At 63.7% G+C, this 20,325-nt stretch carries 18 protein-coding genes and 3 pseudogenes; 14 read left to right on the top strand and 7 right to left on the bottom strand.

What is annotated here, in order from left to right; all coding sequences use genetic code 11:
• Positions 1–286: 286 nt before the first annotated feature.
• From ABFA30_RS14615 to ABFA30_RS14605, 3 genes and pseudogenes are all read left to right on the top strand, one after another.
• Positions 287–406 (top strand): annotated as a pseudogene (locus ABFA30_RS14615) (peptidoglycan-binding domain-containing protein); the annotation flags it as partial.
• Between the two features lie 204 nt (positions 407–610).
• On the top strand, positions 611–1,981 hold the full coding sequence (locus ABFA30_RS14610) for a pyridoxal-phosphate dependent enzyme (RefSeq protein ID WP_410045591.1): 1,371 nt from the start codon (positions 611–613) through the stop codon (positions 1,979–1,981).
• The gene (locus tag ABFA30_RS14605; RefSeq protein WP_410045590.1) at positions 1,978–3,156 is read left to right on the top strand and encodes a cystathionine gamma-synthase; all 1,179 of its coding nucleotides are present in this window, start codon (positions 1,978–1,980) and stop codon (positions 3,154–3,156) included. The genes ABFA30_RS14610 and ABFA30_RS14605 overlap by 4 nt, the downstream gene beginning before the upstream one ends.
• Before the next feature lie 67 nt (positions 3,157–3,223).
• Here the strand turns inward: ABFA30_RS14605 and ABFA30_RS14600 are convergent, their stop codons facing one another.
• Positions 3,224–4,153, bottom strand: coding sequence for a malate dehydrogenase (locus tag ABFA30_RS14600; protein WP_253104485.1), 930 nt, complete (start codon positions 4,151–4,153; stop codon positions 3,224–3,226).
• A gap of 140 nt (positions 4,154–4,293) precedes the next feature.
• Positions 4,294–5,199 carry a LysR family transcriptional regulator gene (locus tag ABFA30_RS14595; RefSeq protein WP_410045589.1) on the bottom strand — a complete coding sequence of 302 codons (906 nt, stop codon included), beginning with the start codon at positions 5,197–5,199 and terminating at the stop codon, positions 4,294–4,296.
• Between the two features lie 282 nt (positions 5,200–5,481).
• Between ABFA30_RS14595 and ABFA30_RS14590 the strand changes: the two genes are divergently transcribed.
• A complete protein-coding gene (locus tag ABFA30_RS14590) occupies positions 5,482–6,594 on the top strand; it encodes an S-(hydroxymethyl)glutathione dehydrogenase/class III alcohol dehydrogenase (RefSeq protein ID WP_225789012.1) in 1,113 nt (370 codons plus the stop codon).
• A 60-nt stretch (positions 6,595–6,654) separates the two neighbouring features.
• Complete coding sequence (gene gfa / locus ABFA30_RS14585; RefSeq protein WP_225789011.1) at positions 6,655–7,233, top strand: S-(hydroxymethyl)glutathione synthase; 579 nt, start codon at positions 6,655–6,657, stop codon at positions 7,231–7,233.
• A gap of 450 nt (positions 7,234–7,683) precedes the next feature.
• On the opposite strand, the gene ABFA30_RS14580 is transcribed toward gfa, so the two are convergent.
• The 3 genes from ABFA30_RS14580 to hpaA all read right to left on the bottom strand — a co-directional run bounded on the left by ABFA30_RS14580 (position 7,684) and on the right by hpaA (position 10,960).
• Entirely contained in the window at positions 7,684–8,445 is a 762-nt protein-coding gene (locus ABFA30_RS14580; RefSeq protein WP_410045588.1) for a class I SAM-dependent methyltransferase, read from the bottom strand.
• A 148-nt stretch (positions 8,446–8,593) separates the two neighbouring features.
• Positions 8,594–9,823, bottom strand: coding sequence for a Bcr/CflA family multidrug efflux MFS transporter (locus ABFA30_RS14575; RefSeq protein WP_410045587.1), 1,230 nt, complete (start codon positions 9,821–9,823; stop codon positions 8,594–8,596).
• A 231-nt stretch (positions 9,824–10,054) separates the two neighbouring features.
• The gene (hpaA, locus tag ABFA30_RS14570) at positions 10,055–10,960 is read right to left on the bottom strand and encodes a 4-hydroxyphenylacetate catabolism regulatory protein HpaA (RefSeq protein ID WP_253104468.1); all 906 of its coding nucleotides are present in this window, start codon (positions 10,958–10,960) and stop codon (positions 10,055–10,057) included.
• A 174-nt stretch (positions 10,961–11,134) separates the two neighbouring features.
• Here hpaA and ABFA30_RS14565 point away from each other — a divergent pair, with 174 nt between their 5' ends.
• The 9 genes and pseudogenes from ABFA30_RS14565 to ABFA30_RS14525 form a co-directional block, all read left to right on the top strand.
• Positions 11,135–11,809, top strand: coding sequence for a fumarylacetoacetate hydrolase family protein (locus ABFA30_RS14565; protein ID WP_225789007.1), 675 nt, complete (start codon positions 11,135–11,137; stop codon positions 11,807–11,809).
• A complete protein-coding gene (locus ABFA30_RS14560; RefSeq protein ID WP_410045586.1) occupies positions 11,806–12,573 on the top strand; it encodes a fumarylacetoacetate hydrolase family protein in 768 nt (255 codons plus the stop codon). The genes ABFA30_RS14565 and ABFA30_RS14560 overlap by 4 nt, the downstream gene beginning before the upstream one ends.
• Positions 12,574–12,578: 5 nt before the next feature.
• Positions 12,579–14,039 (top strand): 5-carboxymethyl-2-hydroxymuconate semialdehyde dehydrogenase, encoded by a 1,461-nt coding sequence (gene hpaE / locus ABFA30_RS14555; RefSeq protein WP_253167876.1) that lies wholly within the window; start codon positions 12,579–12,581, stop codon positions 14,037–14,039.
• A gap of 66 nt (positions 14,040–14,105) precedes the next feature.
• Complete coding sequence (gene hpaD, locus ABFA30_RS14550; RefSeq protein ID WP_225789005.1) at positions 14,106–15,029, top strand: 3,4-dihydroxyphenylacetate 2,3-dioxygenase; 924 nt, start codon at positions 14,106–14,108, stop codon at positions 15,027–15,029.
• Between the two features lie 56 nt (positions 15,030–15,085).
• Positions 15,086–15,496 (top strand): 5-carboxymethyl-2-hydroxymuconate Delta-isomerase, encoded by a 411-nt coding sequence (locus ABFA30_RS14545; protein ID WP_225789004.1) that lies wholly within the window; start codon positions 15,086–15,088, stop codon positions 15,494–15,496.
• Between the two features lie 49 nt (positions 15,497–15,545).
• The gene (locus ABFA30_RS14540) at positions 15,546–16,853 is read left to right on the top strand and encodes an MFS transporter (RefSeq protein WP_253104465.1); all 1,308 of its coding nucleotides are present in this window, start codon (positions 15,546–15,548) and stop codon (positions 16,851–16,853) included.
• Between the two features lie 17 nt (positions 16,854–16,870).
• Positions 16,871–17,674, top strand: a complete 804-nt coding sequence (hpaH, locus tag ABFA30_RS14535; protein ID WP_253104462.1) for a 2-oxo-hept-4-ene-1,7-dioate hydratase — start codon at positions 16,871–16,873, stop codon at positions 17,672–17,674.
• Between the two features lie 10 nt (positions 17,675–17,684).
• Positions 17,685–18,488 (top strand): 4-hydroxy-2-oxoheptanedioate aldolase, encoded by an 804-nt coding sequence (gene hpaI / locus ABFA30_RS14530; RefSeq protein ID WP_225789001.1) that lies wholly within the window; start codon positions 17,685–17,687, stop codon positions 18,486–18,488.
• Between the two features lie 260 nt (positions 18,489–18,748).
• Positions 18,749–18,877: pseudogene (locus ABFA30_RS14525) on the top strand (IS256 family transposase); the annotation flags it as partial.
• 28 nt (positions 18,878–18,905) lie between these two features.
• Here ABFA30_RS14525 and ABFA30_RS14520 read toward each other — a convergent pair.
• Positions 18,906–19,115, bottom strand: a pseudogene (locus tag ABFA30_RS14520) (IS5/IS1182 family transposase); the annotation flags it as partial.
• A 33-nt stretch (positions 19,116–19,148) separates the two neighbouring features.
• Positions 19,149–19,769, bottom strand: coding sequence for a hypothetical protein (locus ABFA30_RS14515; RefSeq protein ID WP_225788899.1), 621 nt, complete (start codon positions 19,767–19,769; stop codon positions 19,149–19,151).
• Between the last annotated feature and the right edge of the window lie 556 nt (positions 19,770–20,325).

Raw genomic sequence — 20,325 nt, 5'->3', positions numbered from 1 at the left:
TGCGCACCGGGATGGCGCACCTGATGTGAGGTGAAATGTGATGCGTCTGGTGCTTGCCGACAGGCGCGACTGGGCTAACGGGTAGCTGCTGTATGCTCGACAATGCACTTTAAAAAGATGTTATAACATAACCATTAAGGAACGAAATAGGCTCTAGCACTAGACGCGGTCGTACATCGCCATGCTTTGTATCGTTCTCGACTGCGCAACACAGTGATACCTGGCGTGGCTTCGAGCACGTCGGTGAGGCTGTATTCCTGGATGAGAAGAGTGGTTCCGCTGCCACGGGGTGATGGGCAAAGCGACCCGAGGAGCGCTGATGGCGTTTCAGATGGACAGCGCGCTGACGGTGAATGGTCGAATGGATACGGCAACGCTGAATGCGCTGGGGATCCGGATTCCCTGATTTCCCTGCGCACTAGCCGGGGCACGCCACTCACTGTACTGCAGTGTCTGTAAGAACGGGCAACGCTACCGGCCAGCTGCCAACGGTTGCGGGCGGTGCCATCCAGGCCTATGTTCCAAGCGAGGCTTCACCTGCGGCCGGCACGCAACGACGCGCCGCAGGCTACCGTCCATCCAATGCGAATGCCCGCAGCGAGGTGACGACATGCCGAACGACTCCCGCCCCGCCGTGCTCGAACTGATCGGCAATACACCGCTGGTGCGCGTCAGCCGCTTCGATACCGGCCCGTGCACACTGTTCCTCAAGCTCGAATCGCAAAACCCCGGTGGTTCGATCAAGGATCGCATCGGCCTGGCGATGATCGACACCGCCGAGCGCGACGGCCGCCTGCGGCCTGGCGGCACCATCGTCGAGGCCACCGCCGGCAACACCGGGCTCGGCCTGGCCCTGGTCGGCCGCGCCAAGGGCTACCGGGTGGTGTTGGTGGTACCGGACAAGATGTCCACCGAGAAGGTCCTGCACCTCAAGGCGATGGGCGCCGAGGTGCACATCACGCGCTCCGACGTCGGCAAGGGCCATCCCGAGTATTACCAGGATGTCGCTGCGCGGCTGGCACAGGAGATTCCCGACGCCTACTTCGCCGACCAGTTCAACAACCCGGCCAACCCATTGGCCCATGAGTGCAGCACCGCGCCGGAGATCTGGGCGCAAACCCAACACGACCTGGATGCCATCGGCGTCGGCTCGGCCGGCACGCTTACCGGGCTGACCCGCTTCTTTCGCCGGGTGCAACCGAACCTGGCCATGGTGCTGGCGGACCCGCTCGGCTCGGTGGTCGCCGAATACAGCCGTAGCGGCACCCTCGGTACCGCCGGTTCCTGGGCGGTGGAGGGCATCGGCGAGGACTTCATTCCGTCTATTGCCGACCTTTCCAGTGTGCGCCAGGCCTACTCCATCAGCGACGAAGAAAGCTTCGATCATGCCCGCCAACTGCTGCGCGCCGAAGGCATTCTCGGCGGCTCTTCGACCGGCACCTTGCTGGCAGCGGCGCTGCGCTACTGCCGCGAGCAAACCGAGCCCAAGCGTGTGGTCAGCTTCGTCTGCGACACCGGCACCCGCTACCTGTCGAAGGTCTACAACGACCAGTGGATGACCGACCAGGGCTTGCTGGCGCGCAAGCGATACGGCGACCTGCGCGACCTGATCGCGCGGCGCTTCGAGGATGGCCGGGTGATCAGCGTGAGCCCGGACGACACGTTGCTCACCGCCTTCCAGCGCATGCGCCTGGCCGATGTGTCGCAACTGCCGGTGCTGGAGAATGGGCAGCGCCTGGTCGGCGTGATCGACGAGTCCGATATTCTGCTGGGCGTGCACCACGACGCCTCGCACTTCCTCATGAGCGTGGCCAGCGCGATGACCGACAAGCTCGAAACCTTGCCTCCCGGCGCCAGTCTGGCCGAACTGCAGGCCGAGCTCGACCGTGGTCTGGTGGCGATCATCGAAGACGCCTCGGGCTTCCACGGCATGATCACCCGCGTCGACATGCTTAATCACCTGCGCAGGTCGCTACCATGAGCCAGCACGATGAAACCGGCGCACCACGCGCCTTCGCCACCCGCGTGATCCATGCCGGACAGGCTCCGGACCCTTCCACCGGGGCACTGATGCCGCCGATCTACGCCAACTCCACCTATGCGCAGCAGAGCCCTGGCGTGCACAAGGGCCTCGACTACGGGCGCTCGCACAACCCTACGCGCTGGGCGCTGGAGCGTTGCGTGGCGGACCTTGAGGGCGGTACCCAGGCCTTCGCCTTCGCCTCCGGGCTGGCGGCGATCTCCACCGTGCTCGAACTGCTCGAGGCGGGAGCGCACATCGTCTCCGGCAACGACTTGTACGGCGGTACATACCGGCTGTTCGAACGGGTGCGCCGGCGCAGCGCCGGGCATCGCTTCAGCTTCGTCGACCTGGCCGACCTGGCGGCATTCGAAGCGGCGCTGCAAGAAGACACACGGATGGTCTGGGTCGAGACGCCGAGCAACCCGTTGCTACACCTCACCGACCTTGCCGCCATCGCCCGCACCTGTCGCGAGCGCGGCATCCTCTGCGTGGCCGACAACACCTTTGCCAGCCCGTGGGTACAGCGTCCGCTGGAGCTGGGCTTCGATATCGTGCTGCACTCGACAACCAAGTACCTGAACGGCCACTCCGACGTGATCGGTGGCATCGCGGTGGTCGGGCAGAATGCCGAACTGGACGAGCGAATGGGCTTCCTGCAGAACGCGGTGGGGGCCATCGCCGGGCCGTTCGATGCATTTCTTACCCTGCGTGGCGTGAAGACCCTGGCACTGCGCATGGAGCGCCACTGCTGCAATGCGCTGGAGCTGGCGCAATGGCTTGAACGTCAGCCGCAGGTTGCACGGGTCTATTACCCGGGCTTGCCGTCGCACCCGCAGCACGAACTGGCACGGCGGCAGATGCGCGGGTTCGGCGGGATGATTTCCCTTGACCTGAACAGCGACCTGGCCGGCGCCAGGCGCTTCCTCGAAGGTGTACAGATCTTCGCCCTGGCCGAGAGCCTGGGTGGGGTGGAAAGCCTGATCGAACACCCGGCGATCATGACCCACGCCAGCATCCCTGCACCAACCCGCGCGCAACTTGGCATTGGGGATGCACTGGTGCGTTTGTCGGTGGGGGTCGAGGATGTCGAGGACCTGCGCGCCGACCTGGCCCAGGCGCTGGCGCGGATTTAGACATAGCGTGCGCTGAGCTTAGGCGCCCCCTTAACTCGAGGGCGCCCAAAAAACGCTCATGCCCCGCTCACAAAGCCTTCATTTCAGCAATATCACGCACCACATGGTCTGCAGAGCGGTCGAACATCGCCTGCTCCTGCGCATCCAGAGGCAACTCGATCACCCGCGCAATCCCCGCCTCTGCCAGCACGCAGGGGACCCCCATGGCAATATCCGTTCGCCCGTACTCGCCCTCGAGGATCGCGACCGCCGGCAAAATGCGGTTTCGCCCATTGGCGATGGCATCCACCATCTGCGCAATCGCCACGCCCGGCGCATCGCAGGCGCTCCCCAGCTTCTTCAAGCCCAGGATCTCGCCGCCACCCTGGCGTGTGCGCTCCACGATCCGCTCGATCTGCTCGCTGGACAGGAAATGGGACAGCGGCACCGAGCCGACCGTGCAGTACCGCATCAGCGGCACCATGCTATCGCCATGCCCTCCCAGCACCAGCGCCGAGATATCCCGAGCAGAAAACCCTGTCTGCTCGGCAATGAAACACTTCATGCGCGCGGTATCCAGCACCCCCGCCTGCCCGAACACCCGGTCACGTCCCAGCGCACTGAGGGACCATGCCCGATAGGTCAGCACATCGACTGGGTTCGACACCACCAACACCGTCGCCGCCGGGGCATGACGATTAATGTCGCGCATGATCCCATCGAGAATGGGCAGATTGATACTCAACACATCCTGGCGCGACTGACCTGGCTTGCGGGGCACACCCGCCGTGATCACCACCAGGTCGGAATCCTGCAGCAATTGGGCATTGGCCCCACCGTGAACCCGGGTATCGGAACCTGACTCGACTGCCGCCTGCCAGACGTCCAGCGCCTTGCCCTGGGCCAACTCGCCCTGCACATCGATCAACACCAACTCACGACAGAACTCTTCCCGGGCGATGATCTGAGCCGCCGCCTCGCCCACCATACCGGCACCCACAATGGATAGTTTGTTCATCTCTCACCTCCCGCGGCGCGCGCCACTAGCAGCCCGCCCGCCTGTACAGAGAAGTATTGCCCGCGAAAGCCAAAAGGCCACCCGAAGGTGGCCTGTAGTGGGTTTACCTGCTTTTTGCCCTGCCCGGGCCAGATACGCCCTCACCCCAGCCGCGGCAGCGCGCCAACGGCCTCATGAAGCGCGTCGAAGACCACCCTGACCCGCGCAGGCACAGGGCCGCGCTGGGGACGGTAGACATACAGCCCCCAGGCCGCCGGCTCTTCGTGCGGCAAGACCTGCACGAGCTTGCCACTGGCGATATGGGGGGCGACCATGTAGTCGGCCAGTTGGGCAAAGCCCACCCCGGCCAGCACCGCCCCCATCTCCATGTCAGCGTCATCGGCGACGAACGCCTGTGACGTGGGCGCCCACTGTCGGCCGGCCTTGAAATACCAGGGCCATGGCCGGCCGGTGTTGACGTCCAGGGACGCCGTGACCGGCAGGCCGGCCAGGTCCTCCACCCGCTGCGGCGCCCCCAGGCGCGCGATCAGGCTCGGCGCCGCGACAATGGGAAGCCGCATATGGCTCGCCTGGCGCGCCACGAAACGGCTGTCGTGCAGGAACCCCACCCTGATGCCGACATCGATCTGCTCATCGACCACAGCGCTCAGGCGGTCGGACAACCGCACGTCCAGGGTGATGCCCAGGTGCTGCCCGGCAACGCGCTCCAGCGCCGGCAGCACCGCACGGTTGCCCAGGCTGTGCGGCGCGCTGACCCGCACCGTGCCGGCCACGCAAACCTCCTGCCCCACGCCTGGCGGGCGCCACAGCTCATCGAACTGGTCGAGCGCCGGCCGCACGCGCTCCAGCAGCCCCTCGCCGAAGACCGTGATCCGTACCTGGCGCGTGTTGCGGTGAAACAGCAGCTCGCCAAAGTGCCGCTCCAGGCGTTGTATGGCGCGCGTGACACCCTGGGGAGAAGACCCCAGGCGCACGGCCGCCTCACGGAAGCTGCCATGCTCGGCGGCGGTGCGGAAGATACGCAGAAGTTCCAGTTCGTTGTTCATGAGCGATTACCTGGCCCTTTGGAGAACAGAGATCGAAAGGGCAAGCCCGCGCGCTCGGGTTCTCTGCTGCTCCATTAAAGCCTGTCATGGGTTTTTGGGGACCATGATAATTCCTGATTTTGGAATAATAAAATCCATACAATTCCATATACAGGATTTAACCCTCCCCTGCACACTGGCCATACGCCGGATGTCTGGTATCCCAGCCGACAAACGCCTCCGGCATGAAAATACATCGACGATCGATCGTAGCTGCGTAAGGCAACCCATCGAGGACCCATCATGAAATCACGTGCCGCTGTTGCCTTCGAGCCAGGCAAACCGCTTGAAATCGTGGACATCGACGTAGCCCCGCCCCGCAAAGGTGAGGTATTGGTGAGGATCTCCCATACCGGCGTCTGCCATACCGACGCGTTCACCCTCTCCGGCGACGACCCGGAGGGTGTGTTCCCCGCCGTGCTCGGTCACGAGGGCGCTGGCGTGGTGGTGGAAGTGGGCGAAGGCGTCACCAGCCTCGAGCCCGGCGACCATGTCATACCGCTCTACACCGCCGAATGCGGCGAATGCCTGTTCTGCAAGTCCGGCAAGACCAACCTGTGCGTAGCCGTGCGCGCCACCCAGGGCAAGGGCCTGATGCCGGACGGCACGACACGCTTCTCCTACAAGGGGCAACCGATCTTCCACTACATGGGCTGCTCGACCTTCAGCGAGTACACCGTGGTGGCCGAGGTCTCGCTGGCCAAGATCAATCCCAATGCCAACCATGAGCATGTCTGCCTGCTGGGCTGCGGTGTCACCACCGGCATCGGCGCCGTGCACAACACCGCCAAGGTGCAACCGGGGGACTCGGTCGCCGTGTTCGGTCTCGGCGGCATCGGCCTGGCCGTGATCCAGGGAGCGCGCCAGGCCAAGGCCGGGCGCATCATCGCCATCGACACCAACCCGGCCAAGTTCGAGCTGGCGCGCGCCTTCGGCGCCACCGACTGCATCAACCCCAACGACCATGACAAGCCGATCCAGCAGGTGCTCGTGGACATGAGCGGCTGGGGCATCGACCACACCTTCGAGTGCATCGGCAACGTCAACGTCATGCGGGCCGCCCTGGAGTCGGCCCACCGTGGCTGGGGCCAGTCGATCGTCATCGGTGTCGCTGGTGCCGGGAAGGAGATCTCCACCCGACCGTTCCAACTGGTCACCGGCCGCAGTTGGAGAGGCTCCGCCTTCGGTGGGGTCAAAGGGCGCAGCCAGTTGCCCGGCATGGTCGAGGAAGCCATGCGCGGCGAGATCGAGCTGGCGCCCTTCGTCACCCACACGATGGGGCTGGAAGACATCAACACAGCCTTCGACCTGATGCACGAAGGCAAGTCGATCCGCACGGTCATCCATTTCGCTTGACCACCCTGGGCGTGGTCCGTGGCCACGCCTATCACGCCAGAACCAGGAGGGACCAGTACCATGAACGCCATACACCTACACCCCTCGATCGACCAGGGTATCCGACCAGAGCAGCCCGGTTTCGCCGGTGGCACCCTCCAGTGCCTGTGCCCGACCGACAAGGTGCAAGTCGCCGTCAACGCACAAACATTGCACAACCATGCCTGTGGCTGCACCAAGTGCTGGAAGCCCGCAGGCGCGATCTTCTCGGTGGTGGCCGTGGTCCCACGCGACAAGGTCAGCGTGCAGGCCCATGGCGAGAAGCTCCAGGTGGTGGACCCGAACGCGGTGATCCAGCGCCACGCCTGCCGCGATTGCGGCGCACACCTGTTCGGCCGCATCGAGAACACTGGCCACCCGTTCTACGGCCTCGACTTCGTGCATACCGAGCTGTCCCCGCAGACCGGCTGGTCTGCACCGGGTTTTGCCGCGTTCGTGTCCTCGGTGATCGAAAGCGGCACGCCACCGGCGCAGATGGAGGCGATCCGCGGGCGCCTGCGCGAGCTGGGCCTTGAGCCCTACGACTGTCTGTCGCCCGCGCTCATGGACGCCCTGGCCATTCATGCCGCCAAGCAAAAAGGCACCTACCGCGAAGCCTGACCCCCCTGGCGTCGAGGCCGGCAGCCGGCCGCTTCGACGCCTGGCAAGGCGCTCATTCTCTATTGGCTGACGCCCAGGGGAAGGCACTGAACGCTGACATTGGCTACCGTACCTCTTTTGCCAGCCGCCGAGACGCCCATGACACGCATCCCAGCCCCGACCGCCTGCGCCCACCTCGAGACCGAAGAAGGCTGCGTGGTAGTGAGCGAAAGTCAGCGGCATTGCTCCAGCTCTAAAAGCCGGCGCGCCCGCTGTGGGAGCGGGCTTGAGCCGCGAACACCGGCACAGCCGGAGCCATCCAGCGCAGCGCCTGCTTCGCGATGGTCCGGCACTCCGGCAAGCCACTCCCACAGTGTCGTGCTGTTTTTTAACCAGCCTGAGCGCCGTCGAAGTTTTCACACAGCCTCGGTCGAAAGTGGGCAATGGTGAATGCGGTGTTAGGCCAGCGACTCATCCATCAGGGCGGCTCGCCTCGAAGCTGATGATCCGATCGCCCTTGCGGGGTTGGCGTCCATGCTGGTAATCGCCCGACACCACGACATCCACGAAACCCGCTTCGCGCAACGCGAATGCCAACTCATCGACACCCCACCAACGCAAATGAAATAGATCAAGCTCTGCCGACAGCAACGTGCTATCTCGCCAGTGTTGGTAGTGCAGATGCGAAAGGGTCGTTTGTTTGACGTAATCGATCTCGGCCCGATGGCAGGTCATCGTGAGTAGATCGCCACCTCCCACTGCCCAACTGCGCACGGGGCTCGCCTGTGCAACGATGCTTTCGATGGGATCAATGTCCAGGATCAGCCTTCCACCGGGCAGCAGATGATCCCGAAAGCGCGTGAGCACGGCCATTGCCGAGGCGGTCTGCGTAATCAACTGAAACGATCCCGCCGGCATGATGATGGCCGCGAAGCGTCGGTCGTAGCTGAATTGCTCGAATGTCTGGCATGTCAGCGTAGGGAGAAGACCCCGACTCAGGCATTCCTGCCGACAGTAGTCGAGCATGTCTTGTGATGCGTCGAAACCTTCGATGGCCAGGCCCATCTCGAGCATCGGGATGAGGATCCGGCCATTGCCGACCGCAGGTTCCAGGATGGGACCATCACACCCAGCCAGACGCTGCCGATAGTATTCCAGATCACCGAAGGAGTGACCGATGGGTTTATCCAGGTGATAAATCCAGGAAGCGAGTTTTCCATACCTGTTTTGCACTTTTTCCTCCATGTCAAGTTGAGAAGGCTACCTTATGTGGCTTGGACATGAATGCAAACTTGGCCGTACAAGCTGCTGGAGCTCCGTCACCACGCCTTGTAGTCGCTGGGCCAGGGGCACGACTGGTGACGGGCGCCCCTGAGCGCCTCTACAGGCTGGCGCGGTCGTCGCAAGGTCGTGGAACCGGCGCCTCGCCGAGCAACTTCGCCCGCCGTCTGAGCCACAGGTAGCACAACGCAGCCCCTGCCCCGGCGCCGGCGATGACCAGGCACATCGGCTGCGGCGAGCCATCGGCCAGGCTGCCCACCAGCGCACTGAACGCAGCGCCCATGGCGAACTGGGTCGAGACGGCCAGGCCGGCGGCGGCGCCGGCATTGCCGGGGAACAGCTTCAACAGGCTCGCCACGCAGTTCGCCCCCATCAGGCCGGTGACGCTCACATACAGCACCACCAGCACCACGATCTCGCTCAGGCCGAGCACACCCGCAGCCCCGAAGATGCCCAGCCCCAGCGCCGCCACGCTGGCGATCGCCGCACCGACACCGAGCATCGACAACGGGCCAAGCCGGCTCACCAGGCGGGCGTTGAGCGTGGTCACCACGATCACCCCGGCGATGTTCAGGGCGAACAGCCAGCCATACAGGTGCGTCGATACCCCGAAATATTCGATGTAGACGTACGGCGATGCGGTGATGAAGGCGAACATGCCGCCGAACGACAGCCCCATGCACAGGATGAACGCCAGCGCCTGCGGGTTTCGCGCGATGTGCCAGTAGCCAGCCAGGGCCACTCCCAGGGAGCCTGCCCGTCTGTCGGCGGGATGGGTCTCGGGAATGCTCCACGCGCTGGCGGCCAGGCAGATCGCGGCGAAGCAGAACAGCCCGGCGAAGATCGTTCGCCAGCCGTGCACCAGCATCAGGAAGCTGCCGGCCAAAGGGGCCACCAGCGTGGCGACCATCGTCACCAGGTGCATCAGCGACAGGGTCCTGGCCGCCTCGTTGAGCGAGAAGATGTCCCGCACGATGGTCCTGGCCAGCACCGAAGCGGCGGCCCCGCCGAGTGCCTGCAGGAAGCGCCAGGCGATCAGCTCGTTGACGCTGCCCGCCAGCACGCAGCCGATGGTCGCGCCCAGGTACAGCAGCATCCCGCACAGCAACACCGGCCTGCGGCCGAAACGGTCGGAACACGGGCCATGGAACAGCATGCCCAGGCACAGCCCGGCCAGGAACACGCCGATTGTCAGTTGCACATGGGTAGCGCTGGCAGCGAGGTCATCGGCGATGGCCGGCAAACTCGGCAGGTAGGTGTCGATCGACAAGGGGGCGAACGCTACCAGGGCAGCCAGTAGAACGATCAGGCGACTGGGGTTGGGCAACATCGGCACTCCAGGAGGGGTTGGCTGGAAAATAACGATAACATATTAACATTCATCCAAAGTTGTTAACATTTTAATTGTTATCCAGTAGCTACGCGGGGGCATCGGGCAACCGCCATGAGCCCCATGGAAAGTGCAATCTGTTCCACGGAAAACCCATTCAAGGCGACCCGGCAAGGTGCGAGCATCCTTTGCAAACAACTACAGCGCTCCGGGTGGACCTACATGGCCATTTCACTGCAGGTGCGACTGCCGCTGCCGGTACTCGCCGGGCGTGAGCTTCGCATACCGGTTGAAGAAACGGCTGAAGTAGGCCGGGTCCTTGAAGCCGAGCTGGTAGCAGATTTCGTTCACCGAACTGCTGGAAAACAGCAGCAGGCGCCTGGCCTCCTGCATCAGCCGCTCCAGCACCAGCCGCTTGGAAGGCAAGTCGGCGATGCGCCGGCAGATATCGTTGAGCCGCGCCTCGGTCACCCCGATCTGCTGCGCATAGCGCGCCAGCGGCCAGTGCTCGAGGTAGTGCGCCTCAATCAGTGCATTGAAACGGTGGAAGATCTTCAGGTCTTCGTGCCTGGCCGGGGTCGACTCCCGCGAGTTGGGGCACAGCCGCAGCAGGCTGATCATGATCAACCGGGTCAGCGACTGCAGCGCCGCCTCACGCCCCGGATGGGGGCTGGCGAACTCGTCGCTGAGCGCTTCCAGCCAGTGCTCCAGGCGCCGTGCCTCGGCCTGGTCCGCCGCCGGTACCTTGGCCAGCGCCACGCAGGCCGGGCGCACGTGCACCCCCGCCGGCAGCAGGCTGGCATCCGCCTCGATCAGTTGCCATACCAGTTGCTGGCGTACCGTCAGCACATGCCCGTCACTGTCGGGCTCGGTGACGAAGGAATGGGTCACCGTGGGCGGCGTGAGGAAGAACATCGGCCCCGACTCGATGAACTGCTGGTCGTCCAGGTAGACCCGCACCGTGCCGGACTTGACGTAATGCACCTGGAAAAACCGGTCGTGGCGATGCACCGGCATGTTACGCCCGAAAAAGCCGGCCAGGTTGCCGAGCCGATCGTAATGCACCTCGCTGTCGCTGTAGCGCTGGTCGTAGACCTGGCCGATGTTGATGTTCGGAATGGGGTGCCGATCGCTCATCACTGCTTGCTCGCTAATCGCTTGACCGAATTGACCAGCTTCCATGGTGCACCCGCCGCACGGCAGATGCCACAGGATGGAATCTTGACGTTCGTTAACATCTTAATTATAAAGTTAACACATTAACGATATCGCTGGAGAGCACCTGTTGCCCAGCACCGCCAGGAGAAAAGCATGAGCCATGCGTTGCATGACGTTGCGAACGGCACCTTGTTCGGCGTAGCGCTGAACTACAACGGTCTGCTGCAGCAGCGTCTGGCTGAGTTCGAACAGCCGCCCTACAAGCAAGCGCCGGTCAAACCGGTGCTGTTCATCAAGACACCGAACACGCGCAACGCCCATGGTGCGGATGTGATCTACCCATCGGGTGTCGAGCGCCTGCAGCCAGGCCCGGCGCTGGGCGTGGTGATCGGCAAGGATGCCAGCCGGGTGAGCGCGGACGATGCGCTGGACCATGTGCTCGGCTACACCATCGTCAATGAATACAGCCTGCCGGAAGACAGCTACTACCGCCCGGCGGTCAAGGCCAAGTGCCGCGACGGCTTCTGCGCGATCGGCCCGCAACTGGTCCCGACAGCGGCGATCGCCGATCCGCACCAGCTGACCCTGAAGCTCTACGTCAACGGCGTGGTCGTCCAGGAAAACACCACCGCCAACCTGGTTCGCCGTATTCCACAACTGATCGCCGAACTCAGCGAATTCATGACCCTGCACGCGGGGGATGTGCTGATCACCGGAACCCCGGAGGGGCGCGTCGACGTCCACCCGGGCGATCACGTCGAGGTCGAGATCACCGGCCTTGGCCGCCTGGCGAACACCATCGTTGCCGAGTCGGGGGAACCAGCATGAAGCACGCACGTATCCGTTATGAAGGCAGCGTCCATGCCGTCACGGTCGAGGACGACAACGCCGTACGCCTGGTCGATGGCCGGCGGCTTGGCGAAGACCAGGTCGAGTGGCTGCCACCGGCCACCGGCAGCATGTTCGCCCTGGGCCTGAACTACGCCGACCACGCCCGCGAGCTGGCCTTCACCCCGCCGACCGAACCGCTGGCCTTCATCAAGTCGCCAGGCACCTACACCGGCCACAACCAGGCCACCTGGCGCCCGGACAACGTCCAATACATGCACTACGAGTGCGAGCTGGTCGCGGTCATCGGCAAGGCGGCCAAGAACGTCAAGCGCGAAAACGCCCTGGACTACGTCGCCGGCTACACGGTGTGCAACGACTACGCCATCCGCGACTACCTGGAGAACTACTACCGCCCCAACCTGCGGGTGAAGAACCGTGACGCCACCACCCCGGTGGGCCCGTGGATCGTCGATGCGGCCGATGTACCGGACGTCAGCGCCCTGAAGCTGCGCACCTGGATCAACGGCGAACTGAAGCAGGAAGGCACCACGGCCGACATGATCTTCGACATCCCCTACCTGATCGAATACTTCTCCAGCTTCATGACCCTGCAGCCGGGCGACATGATCGCCACCGGCACGCCGGAGGGGCTGGCCGACGTGGTGCCGGGCGATGAAGTGGTGGTGGAGGTGGAAGGCGTGGGCCGCCTGGTCAACCGCATCGTCAGCGAGGCTGACTTCTTCAAGAACAACAAGGCATGAGCAGCATGATCAAGCACTGGATCAACGGCCGTGAGGTCGAGAGCAAAGACACCTTCGTCAACTACAACCCGGCCACCGGCGAGGCCATCGGCGAAGTCGCCAGCGGTGGCGCCGAGGAAGTCGCCCAGGCCGTGGCCGCGGCCAAAGAGGCCTTTCCGAAGTGGGCCAACACCCCGGCCAAGGAACGCGCCCGCCTGATGCGCAAGCTCGGTGAGCTGATCGAACAGAACGTGCCGAAACTGGCCGAACTGGAAACCCTCGACACCGGCCTGCCGATCCACCAGACCAAGAACGTGCTGATCCCGCGTGCCTCGCACAACTTCGACTTCTTCGCCGAAGTGTGCACGCGCATGGACGGCCACACCTACCCGGTCGACGACCAGATGCTCAACTACACCCTGTACCAGCCGGTGGGGGTATGCGGCCTGGTGTCGCCATGGAACGTGCCGTTCATGACCGCCACCTGGAAGACTGCACCGTGCCTGGCACTGGGCAACACCGCAGTCTTGAAGATGAGCGAGTTGTCGCCGCTGACCGCCAACGAACTGGGCCGCCTGGCCGTCGAAGCCGGCATCCCCAACGGTGTGCTGAACGTGATCCAGGGCTATGGCGCCACCGCGGGCGACGCCCTGGTACGCCACCCGGACGTACGCGCCATCTCCTTCACCGGCGGCACCGCCACCGGCCGCAAGATCATGCAGAGCGCGGGCCTGAAGAAGTACTCGATGGAGCTGGGCGGCAAGTCGCCGGTGCTGATCTTCGAGGACGCCGACCTTGAGCGCGCCCTGGACGCGGCACTGTTCACCATCTTCTCGCTCAACGGCGAACGGTGCACCGCCGGCAGCCGTATCTTCATCCAGGAGAGCGTGTATCCCCAATTCGTGGCCGAATTCGCCGCCCGTGCCAAGCGCCTGATCGTCGGCGACCCGACCGACCCGAAGACCCAAGTCGGCTCGATGATCACCCAGCAGCACTACGACAAGGTCACCGGCTACATCCGCATCGGCATCGAAGAAGGTGCACGCCTGGTCGCCGGCGGCCTGGAGCGCCCGGCCAACCTGCCGGCGCACCTGGCCAAGGGGCAGTTCATCCAGCCGACCGTGTTCGCCGACGTCAACAACAAGATGCGCATCGCCCAGGAGGAAATCTTCGGGCCGGTGGTCTGCCTGATTCCGTTCAAGGACGAAGCCGAAGCACTGCAGTTGGCCAACGACACCGAGTACGGCCTGGCCTCGTACATCTGGACCCAGGACATCGGCAAGGCCCATCGCCTGGCCCGTGGCATCGAAGCCGGCATGGTGTTCATCAACAGCCAGAACGTGCGCGACCTGCGCCAGCCGTTCGGCGGCGTCAAAGGCTCCGGCACCGGGCGTGAAGGTGGACAATACAGCTTCGAAGTGTTCGCCGAGATCAAGAACGTGTGCATCTCGATGGGCAGCCACCACATCCCTCGCTGGGGCGTATGACCCCTCCTCCACCCGGCTGGCGAATGTCGCCAGCCGGGTGGCTACACAACAACAAGGAGTTTCACCATGGGCAAGCTGGCACTCGCAGCCAAGATCACTCATGTTCCCTCCATGTACCTGTCGGAGCTGCCAGGCCCGCGCCAGGGCTTTCGCCAGGCGGCCATCGACGGGCATTACGAGATCAGCCGCCGCTGCCGCGAACTGGGCGTGGACACCATCGTCGTGTTCGACACCCACTGGCTGGTCAACGCCAATTACCACGTGCTGTGCGCGCCGCACTTCCAGGGCGTGTACACCAGCAACGAGCTGCCGCACTTCATCAGCAACATGCCCTACGCATTCCCCGGCAATACCGAACTCGGCCAACTGCTGGCCGAGGCGTGCAACCGCTTCGACGTCGAGACCATGGCCCACCACGCCACCACCCTCGGCCCGGAATACGGCACCCTGGTACCGATGCGCTACATGAACCAGGACCAGCACTTCAAGGTGATCTCGGTCTCGGCGCTGTGCACCTCGCACTACCTGGCCGACAGTGCCCGCCTCGGCTGGGCCATGCGCAAGGCGGTGGAAGATCACTACGACGGCACCGTGGCCTTCCTGGCCAGTGGCTCGTTGTCGCACCGCTTCGCCCAGAACGGCCAGGCACCGGAGTTCGCCACCAAGGTCTGGAGCCCGTTCCTCGAGACGCTGGACAACCGCGTGGTCTCGATGTGGGAGAACGCCGAGTGGGAGGCGTTCTGCGGCATGCTCCCGGAGTACGCCGCCAAGGGGCACGGCGAAGGCTTCATGCACGACACCGCGATGCTGCTCGGCGCCCTGGGCTGGTCCGGGTACGACGGCAAGGCCGAGGTGGTGACGCCTTACTTCGGCTCTTCGGGTACCGGCCAGATCAACGCGATCTTCCCGGTCACGCCCCAGGATGGCTCGGCCATTCCCCCGGCCCAGGCTGCCCACCCGGCGGCGGTGGTTTCCACCAGCCGCCTGTGACCCACCTGGCCGTCCCTGGCGGGCGGCCAGCCGCTTCTGCAACGAGGAGGCCCTTCATGCCCCATCTGGTTCTGCTCTACACCCCCGACCTGGAAACCGAAGCCGACATTCCAGGGCTGTGCCGTGCCCTGGCCGACAGCATGCTCGAACAGCGCGACGAAACCGGCAAAGCGGTATTCCCCACCGGCGGCACCCGCGTGCTGGCCTACCCTGCCGCCCATTGCGCGGTGGCTGACGGTCAGGGCGACTACGGCTTCCTGTACGCCAACCTGCGCATGGGCAGCGGCCGCCGCGCCGAGGTTCACGAACGTGTCGGAGACAGCCTGCTGCAGGTGCTCAAGAGCCGCCTGGACGGGCTGCTGCAACGCCGTCCGATCGGCATCACCCTGCAAATCGACGAGAGCACCCAGCAGGTCTACGACGCCAAGCACAGCACCTTGCACCCCCTGTTCAACCGCCCGGCCTGACGCCTGCCGACGGGCCGTTGCCCCCTCATCACAGAACAAGTACAAGAACATGAGCACTCTCGAACATGCCTCGCCTGCCAAGACCCAAGCCGAACTGGCCGACAGTACCCACCGCACGGTCACCTGGCGGCTGATGCCGCTGCTGCTGGTGTGCTACCTGTTCGCCCACCTCGACCGTATCAACATCGGCTTCGCCAAGATGCAGATGAGCCAGGACCTGCAGTTCTCCGACACGGTCTACGGCCTGGGCGCCGGGTTGTTCTTCATCGCCTATGCGTTGTTCGGCGTGCCCAGCAACCTGGTGCTCGAGCGCATCGGCCCACGCCGCTGGATCGCCACCCTGATGGTGGTCTGGGGCGCGCTGTCGACCAGCATGCTGCTGATCGAGACCAGCAGCGCCTTCTACCTGTTGCGCTTCGCCCTGGGCGCAGCCGAGGCCGGCTTCTTCCCGGGCATCCTGGTCTACCTCAACCGCTGGTACCCCGCCGGGCGCAGGGCCCAGGTCACCGCGCTGTTCGCCGTTGCCGTGCCGTTGGCCGGCGTCATCGGCGGGCCGGTTTCCGGAACGATCCTGGCCTTCATGCACGACACCGCCGGGCTGCGCGGCTGGCAGTGGATGTTCCTGCTCGAAGGCGCCCCCGTGATACTGCTGGGCCTGGTGGTGCTGGCCGCGCTGCCGGAAGGCTTCGAGCAGGTGCGTTGGCTCGACGAGCGGCAGAAGGCGACACTGCGCGCCCAGTTCGGCGCCGAGGAGCAGCGCAAGTCGGTGACCTCCCTGGGCGGGATCATCGCCAGCCGGGCCGTGTGGCTGCTGGTGGCGGTGTACTGCGCGGTCATGCTGGCGGTCAACACCCTGGCCTTCTGGATGCCCAGCCTGATCCATGGTGCTGGCATCGGCAGCGACGCCAGCGTCGGCCTGCTCAGTGCCCTGCCCTACCTGGCCGGCTGTGTGTTCATGCTCGCCTGCGGGCGCTCCAGCGACCGCCAGCGCGAGCGCCGCTGGCACCTGTGCGTGCCCATGCTGATGGCCGCCGCCGGCATCGCCATCGCCGGGTTGATGCCGCAGCAGCCCTGGCCGGTACTGGCCGGGCTGGTCCTGGCGGGCATGGGCGCCAGCGCCGCGCTGCCGATGTTCTGGCAGTTGCCGCCGGCCTTCCTCAACGCACGCACCCAGGCGGCCGGCATCGCCTTGATCAGTTCGCTGGGCAGCGTCGCTTCGTTCGCCGCGCCCTATTTCATCGGCTGGGTCCGCGACACCACGCAAAGCGCCAGCCTCGCGCTGTACCTGCTGGCGATCTTCATCACCCTTGGCGGCCTGCTGGTGCTGCGCACCCGGGCGGCCATCGTCAATCCTTGAACCAAGAGATTCCAACCATGCTTGATAACGCTTTCATCCAGCAGGCCGCCGAGCGCCTCGACCAGGCCGAACGCACCCGCGAGCAGGTTCGCCAGTTCTCGCTGGAGCAACCGGGCATCACCATTGAAGATGCCTACGCCATCCAGCGTGCCTGGGTCGCCAAGAAGATCGCCGCCGGCCGCCGCCTGGTCGGCCACAAGATCGGCCTGACCTCGCGGGCCATGCAGGTATCGTCGAACATCACCGAACCCGACTACGGTGCCCTGCTGGATGACATGCTGTTCGACGAAGGCAGCGACATTCCCTTCGAGCGCTTCATCGTGCCGCGGGTCGAGGTCGAGCTGGCGTTCATCCTCGGCAAGCCGCTCAAAGGCCCGGACGTGACCCTGTTCGATGTGCTGGACGCCACCGAGTGGGTGATCCCGGCACTGGAAATCATCGATGCGCGCATCCAGCAGGTCGACCCGCAGACCCAGGCGACCCGCAAGGTGTTCGACACCATTTCCGACAACGCGGCGAACGCCGGCGTGGTCATGGGCGGGCGCGCCGTGCGCCCCACCGAGATCGACCTGCGCAAGGTACCGGCAGTGCTCTACCGCAACGGCGTGATCGAAGAGTCGGGGGTCAGCGCCGCAGTGCTCAACCACCCGGCCAAGGGCGTCGCCTGGCTGGCCAACAAGCTGGCAGCGTATGACGTTACCCTGCAGCCGGGCCAGGTCATCCTCGGCGGCTCGTTCACCCGCCCGGTCGCCGCGCGGCCCGGTGACACCTTCCACGTCGACTACGACATGCTCGGCTCGATTGCCTGCCGTTTCGTCTGAGGAGCCCGCCATGCACATGCCCATCAACAGCTTCAAGCAACGCCTGCGCAGCGGCCAGGCACAAATCGGCCTGTGGCTCGGCCTGGCTGACGCCTACTGTGCGGAACTGGCCGCCAATGCCGGTTTCGACTGGCTGCTGATCGACGGCGAGCACGCACCGAACGACCTGCGCGGCATGCTCGAGCAGTTGCAGGCCGTGGCGCCCTACCCCAGCCAACCGGTGATCCGCCCGGTGATCGGCGATACTGCGCTGCTCAAGCAAGTGCTGGACATCGGTGCGCAGACCCTGCTGGTGCCCATGGTCGAAAGCGCCGAGCAGGCGCGCCAGCTGGTCAGGGCCGTGCATTACCCACCCACGGGCATCCGTGGTGTGGGCAGCGCACTGGCACGAGCCTCGCGCTGGAACAGCATCGCCGGCTACCTCGACCATGCCGACGAGCAGATGTGCCTGCTGGTGCAGATCGAGAACACGGAAGGCCTGGCCAACCTGGACGAGATCGTCGCGGTCGACGGGGTCGATGGCGTGTTCATCGGCCCGGCCGACCTCAGCGCAGCCATGGGCCATCGTGGCAACCCGGGGCATCCTGAAGTGCAGGCGGCCATCGAAGATGCCATCGTGCGCATCGTCAAGGCTGGCAAGGCGGCCGGGATCCTCAGCGCGGACGAGAAGCTGGCCCGGCGCTATATCGAGCTGGGTGCGGCCTTCGTCGCGGTCGGCGTCGACACCACCGTGCTGATGCGCGGCCTGCGGGAGCTGGCGGGCAAGTTCAAGGAAACGCCAGCGTTCGGCAGTACAGGTGGTGGCGTTTACTGAGCGAACCGACGCAAACGACAACGGCGCCTTTTGGGCGCCGTTGTCGTTCATGCCTCGGCCTTGCGCACAACCTGTGAGAGCCGGCTTACCGGCGAAGCAGGTGACGCGGTGGATGGCACCGGCTTCGCCGGTGTTCGCGGGCAAGCCCGCTCCCACAGGGGCGCCGTTGTCGTTCATGCCTCGGCCTTGCGCACAACCTGTGAGAGCCGGCTTACCGGCGAAGCAGGTGACGCGGTGGATGGCACCGGCTTCGCCGGTGTTCCAAACTGATTTGGCTGGGATTGCGCAACATAACAGCCAATTGGGGAAAACCGGCCCATGATTGGAAAAGCGCGATGAATCAATTTGCGATTCTGTACGGAGATCGGTTCATCAGGCCAACCTGGTGAAAATCAGGGCCTGCCTGGCGGCAGGCCATTACCGGCCCGAACACAAAAAAACTGACAGTCCCGCTCTCCTTTTTTTGGCCAAGCCACGAAAGCGGGTCTTCACATAACCGAACTGGCGCTTGATCTCCCGGAACGGGTGCTTGACCTTCGCACATACCTGGGCTTCTGACTTTTCAATATTGCGCCTGGCCTTGTAAAGCGCACTGCGTTTTATCAAATGCTTGTAGGTACTGCGTCTACACTGGCATCAAGAGCGCCATGTAGCCATGCTTCAAGCCATGAGTGGAGTCATGAAGAGAGCGTACAGTTTGACCAGCTCCATTACGCAACCGGGAATCATCCAGAGCCAATTGGCCAGTGTGAAACGGCTATTCGACTCGCCTGACGCATCACCCGCGCTGAAATTTATACCTTTCTGCATGGCCACCATAATAGAGATCCAAGCAATTTGAAGGATAAGCTCTACGGCCAAGACGGTAGCCAGGTGACCATCCAGAAAAAAACCGGCAACAGCCGTCATGATTGACAACGCATAGTAGGTCAACGTTAGCCGCAGGATTGACCAGGGATAACTCCCTCCCGACTCACGTATAAAATCGTTCGCTCGACTCAACAAGGGGTAAATAAAGAAAATACCGAAAGCCGAGCGCAAGATTGGGATCACCCGCTCCCCTGTACGCACCTTGTGCAATCTCCAGCTTTGGTAGAAGCAGTACCACCAATAGAGGCCAAATGTGAAGAATGTCATCACACCCAGCTTCACGGGCGACACCACGAAGAATGGCGCGCCATCAGTCTTGACGTTATCTACATCGAGACCGGCACTAGCCAGATCACCCATTAGAAAGATCCCCTTGAAAAACTCAAAGCACTCATTCAAGACGATCATCATTTCAGGCGCAGCAATCCATTTTCGATCGTCCCCGTAGGAAATATCTCTACAATTTGTGTGCACAGAGCATTGGATAATGCGTTCCCGAGCATTCTCACTTCAGTTGCTAGGCATTACGGCTTCGCCAAAGCCACCAAAGACTCCAGCCTTTAACCCCCTCGGAAGCAACCAGGAGACTCAGCCAGAGCCAGGTACTGATACCTGGCAATAACAGAATCACGGAAACAGAGGGAACTACGAACAAGATACGAAATGGCATTTGCGCAGCGGCCAAGTAAACCCCAGACGTTCGACCTTGATAAAGCAATATGCCACTAGCAACAACGGAGAGCTGCACAAACACTCCCATCCATATTAAAACCTCAAGCCCGCCCCCCCAATCCCCCATAGTTGTTAGTGCCGCATCAAAGTCACTCAAAAATGGTATTACACCTCGCCTGAGACTAGCAACCACCACGAAACATACATAAAAAGCGTCCATACAACTCCAAAACAATTGCACCAACCGCCTTAGCTTGATCATCGGCACGTTTCATCTCACTCGCCTTTAAATTCA

It is taken from the genome of Pseudomonas sp. HLMP, from assembly GCF_046365545.1.
GTDB lineage: Bacteria > Pseudomonadota > Gammaproteobacteria > Pseudomonadales > Pseudomonadaceae > Aquipseudomonas > Aquipseudomonas guariconensis_B.
The sequence above is the reverse complement of the archived record's forward strand: the minus strand, read 5'-3'. Positions and strand labels throughout refer to the sequence as shown.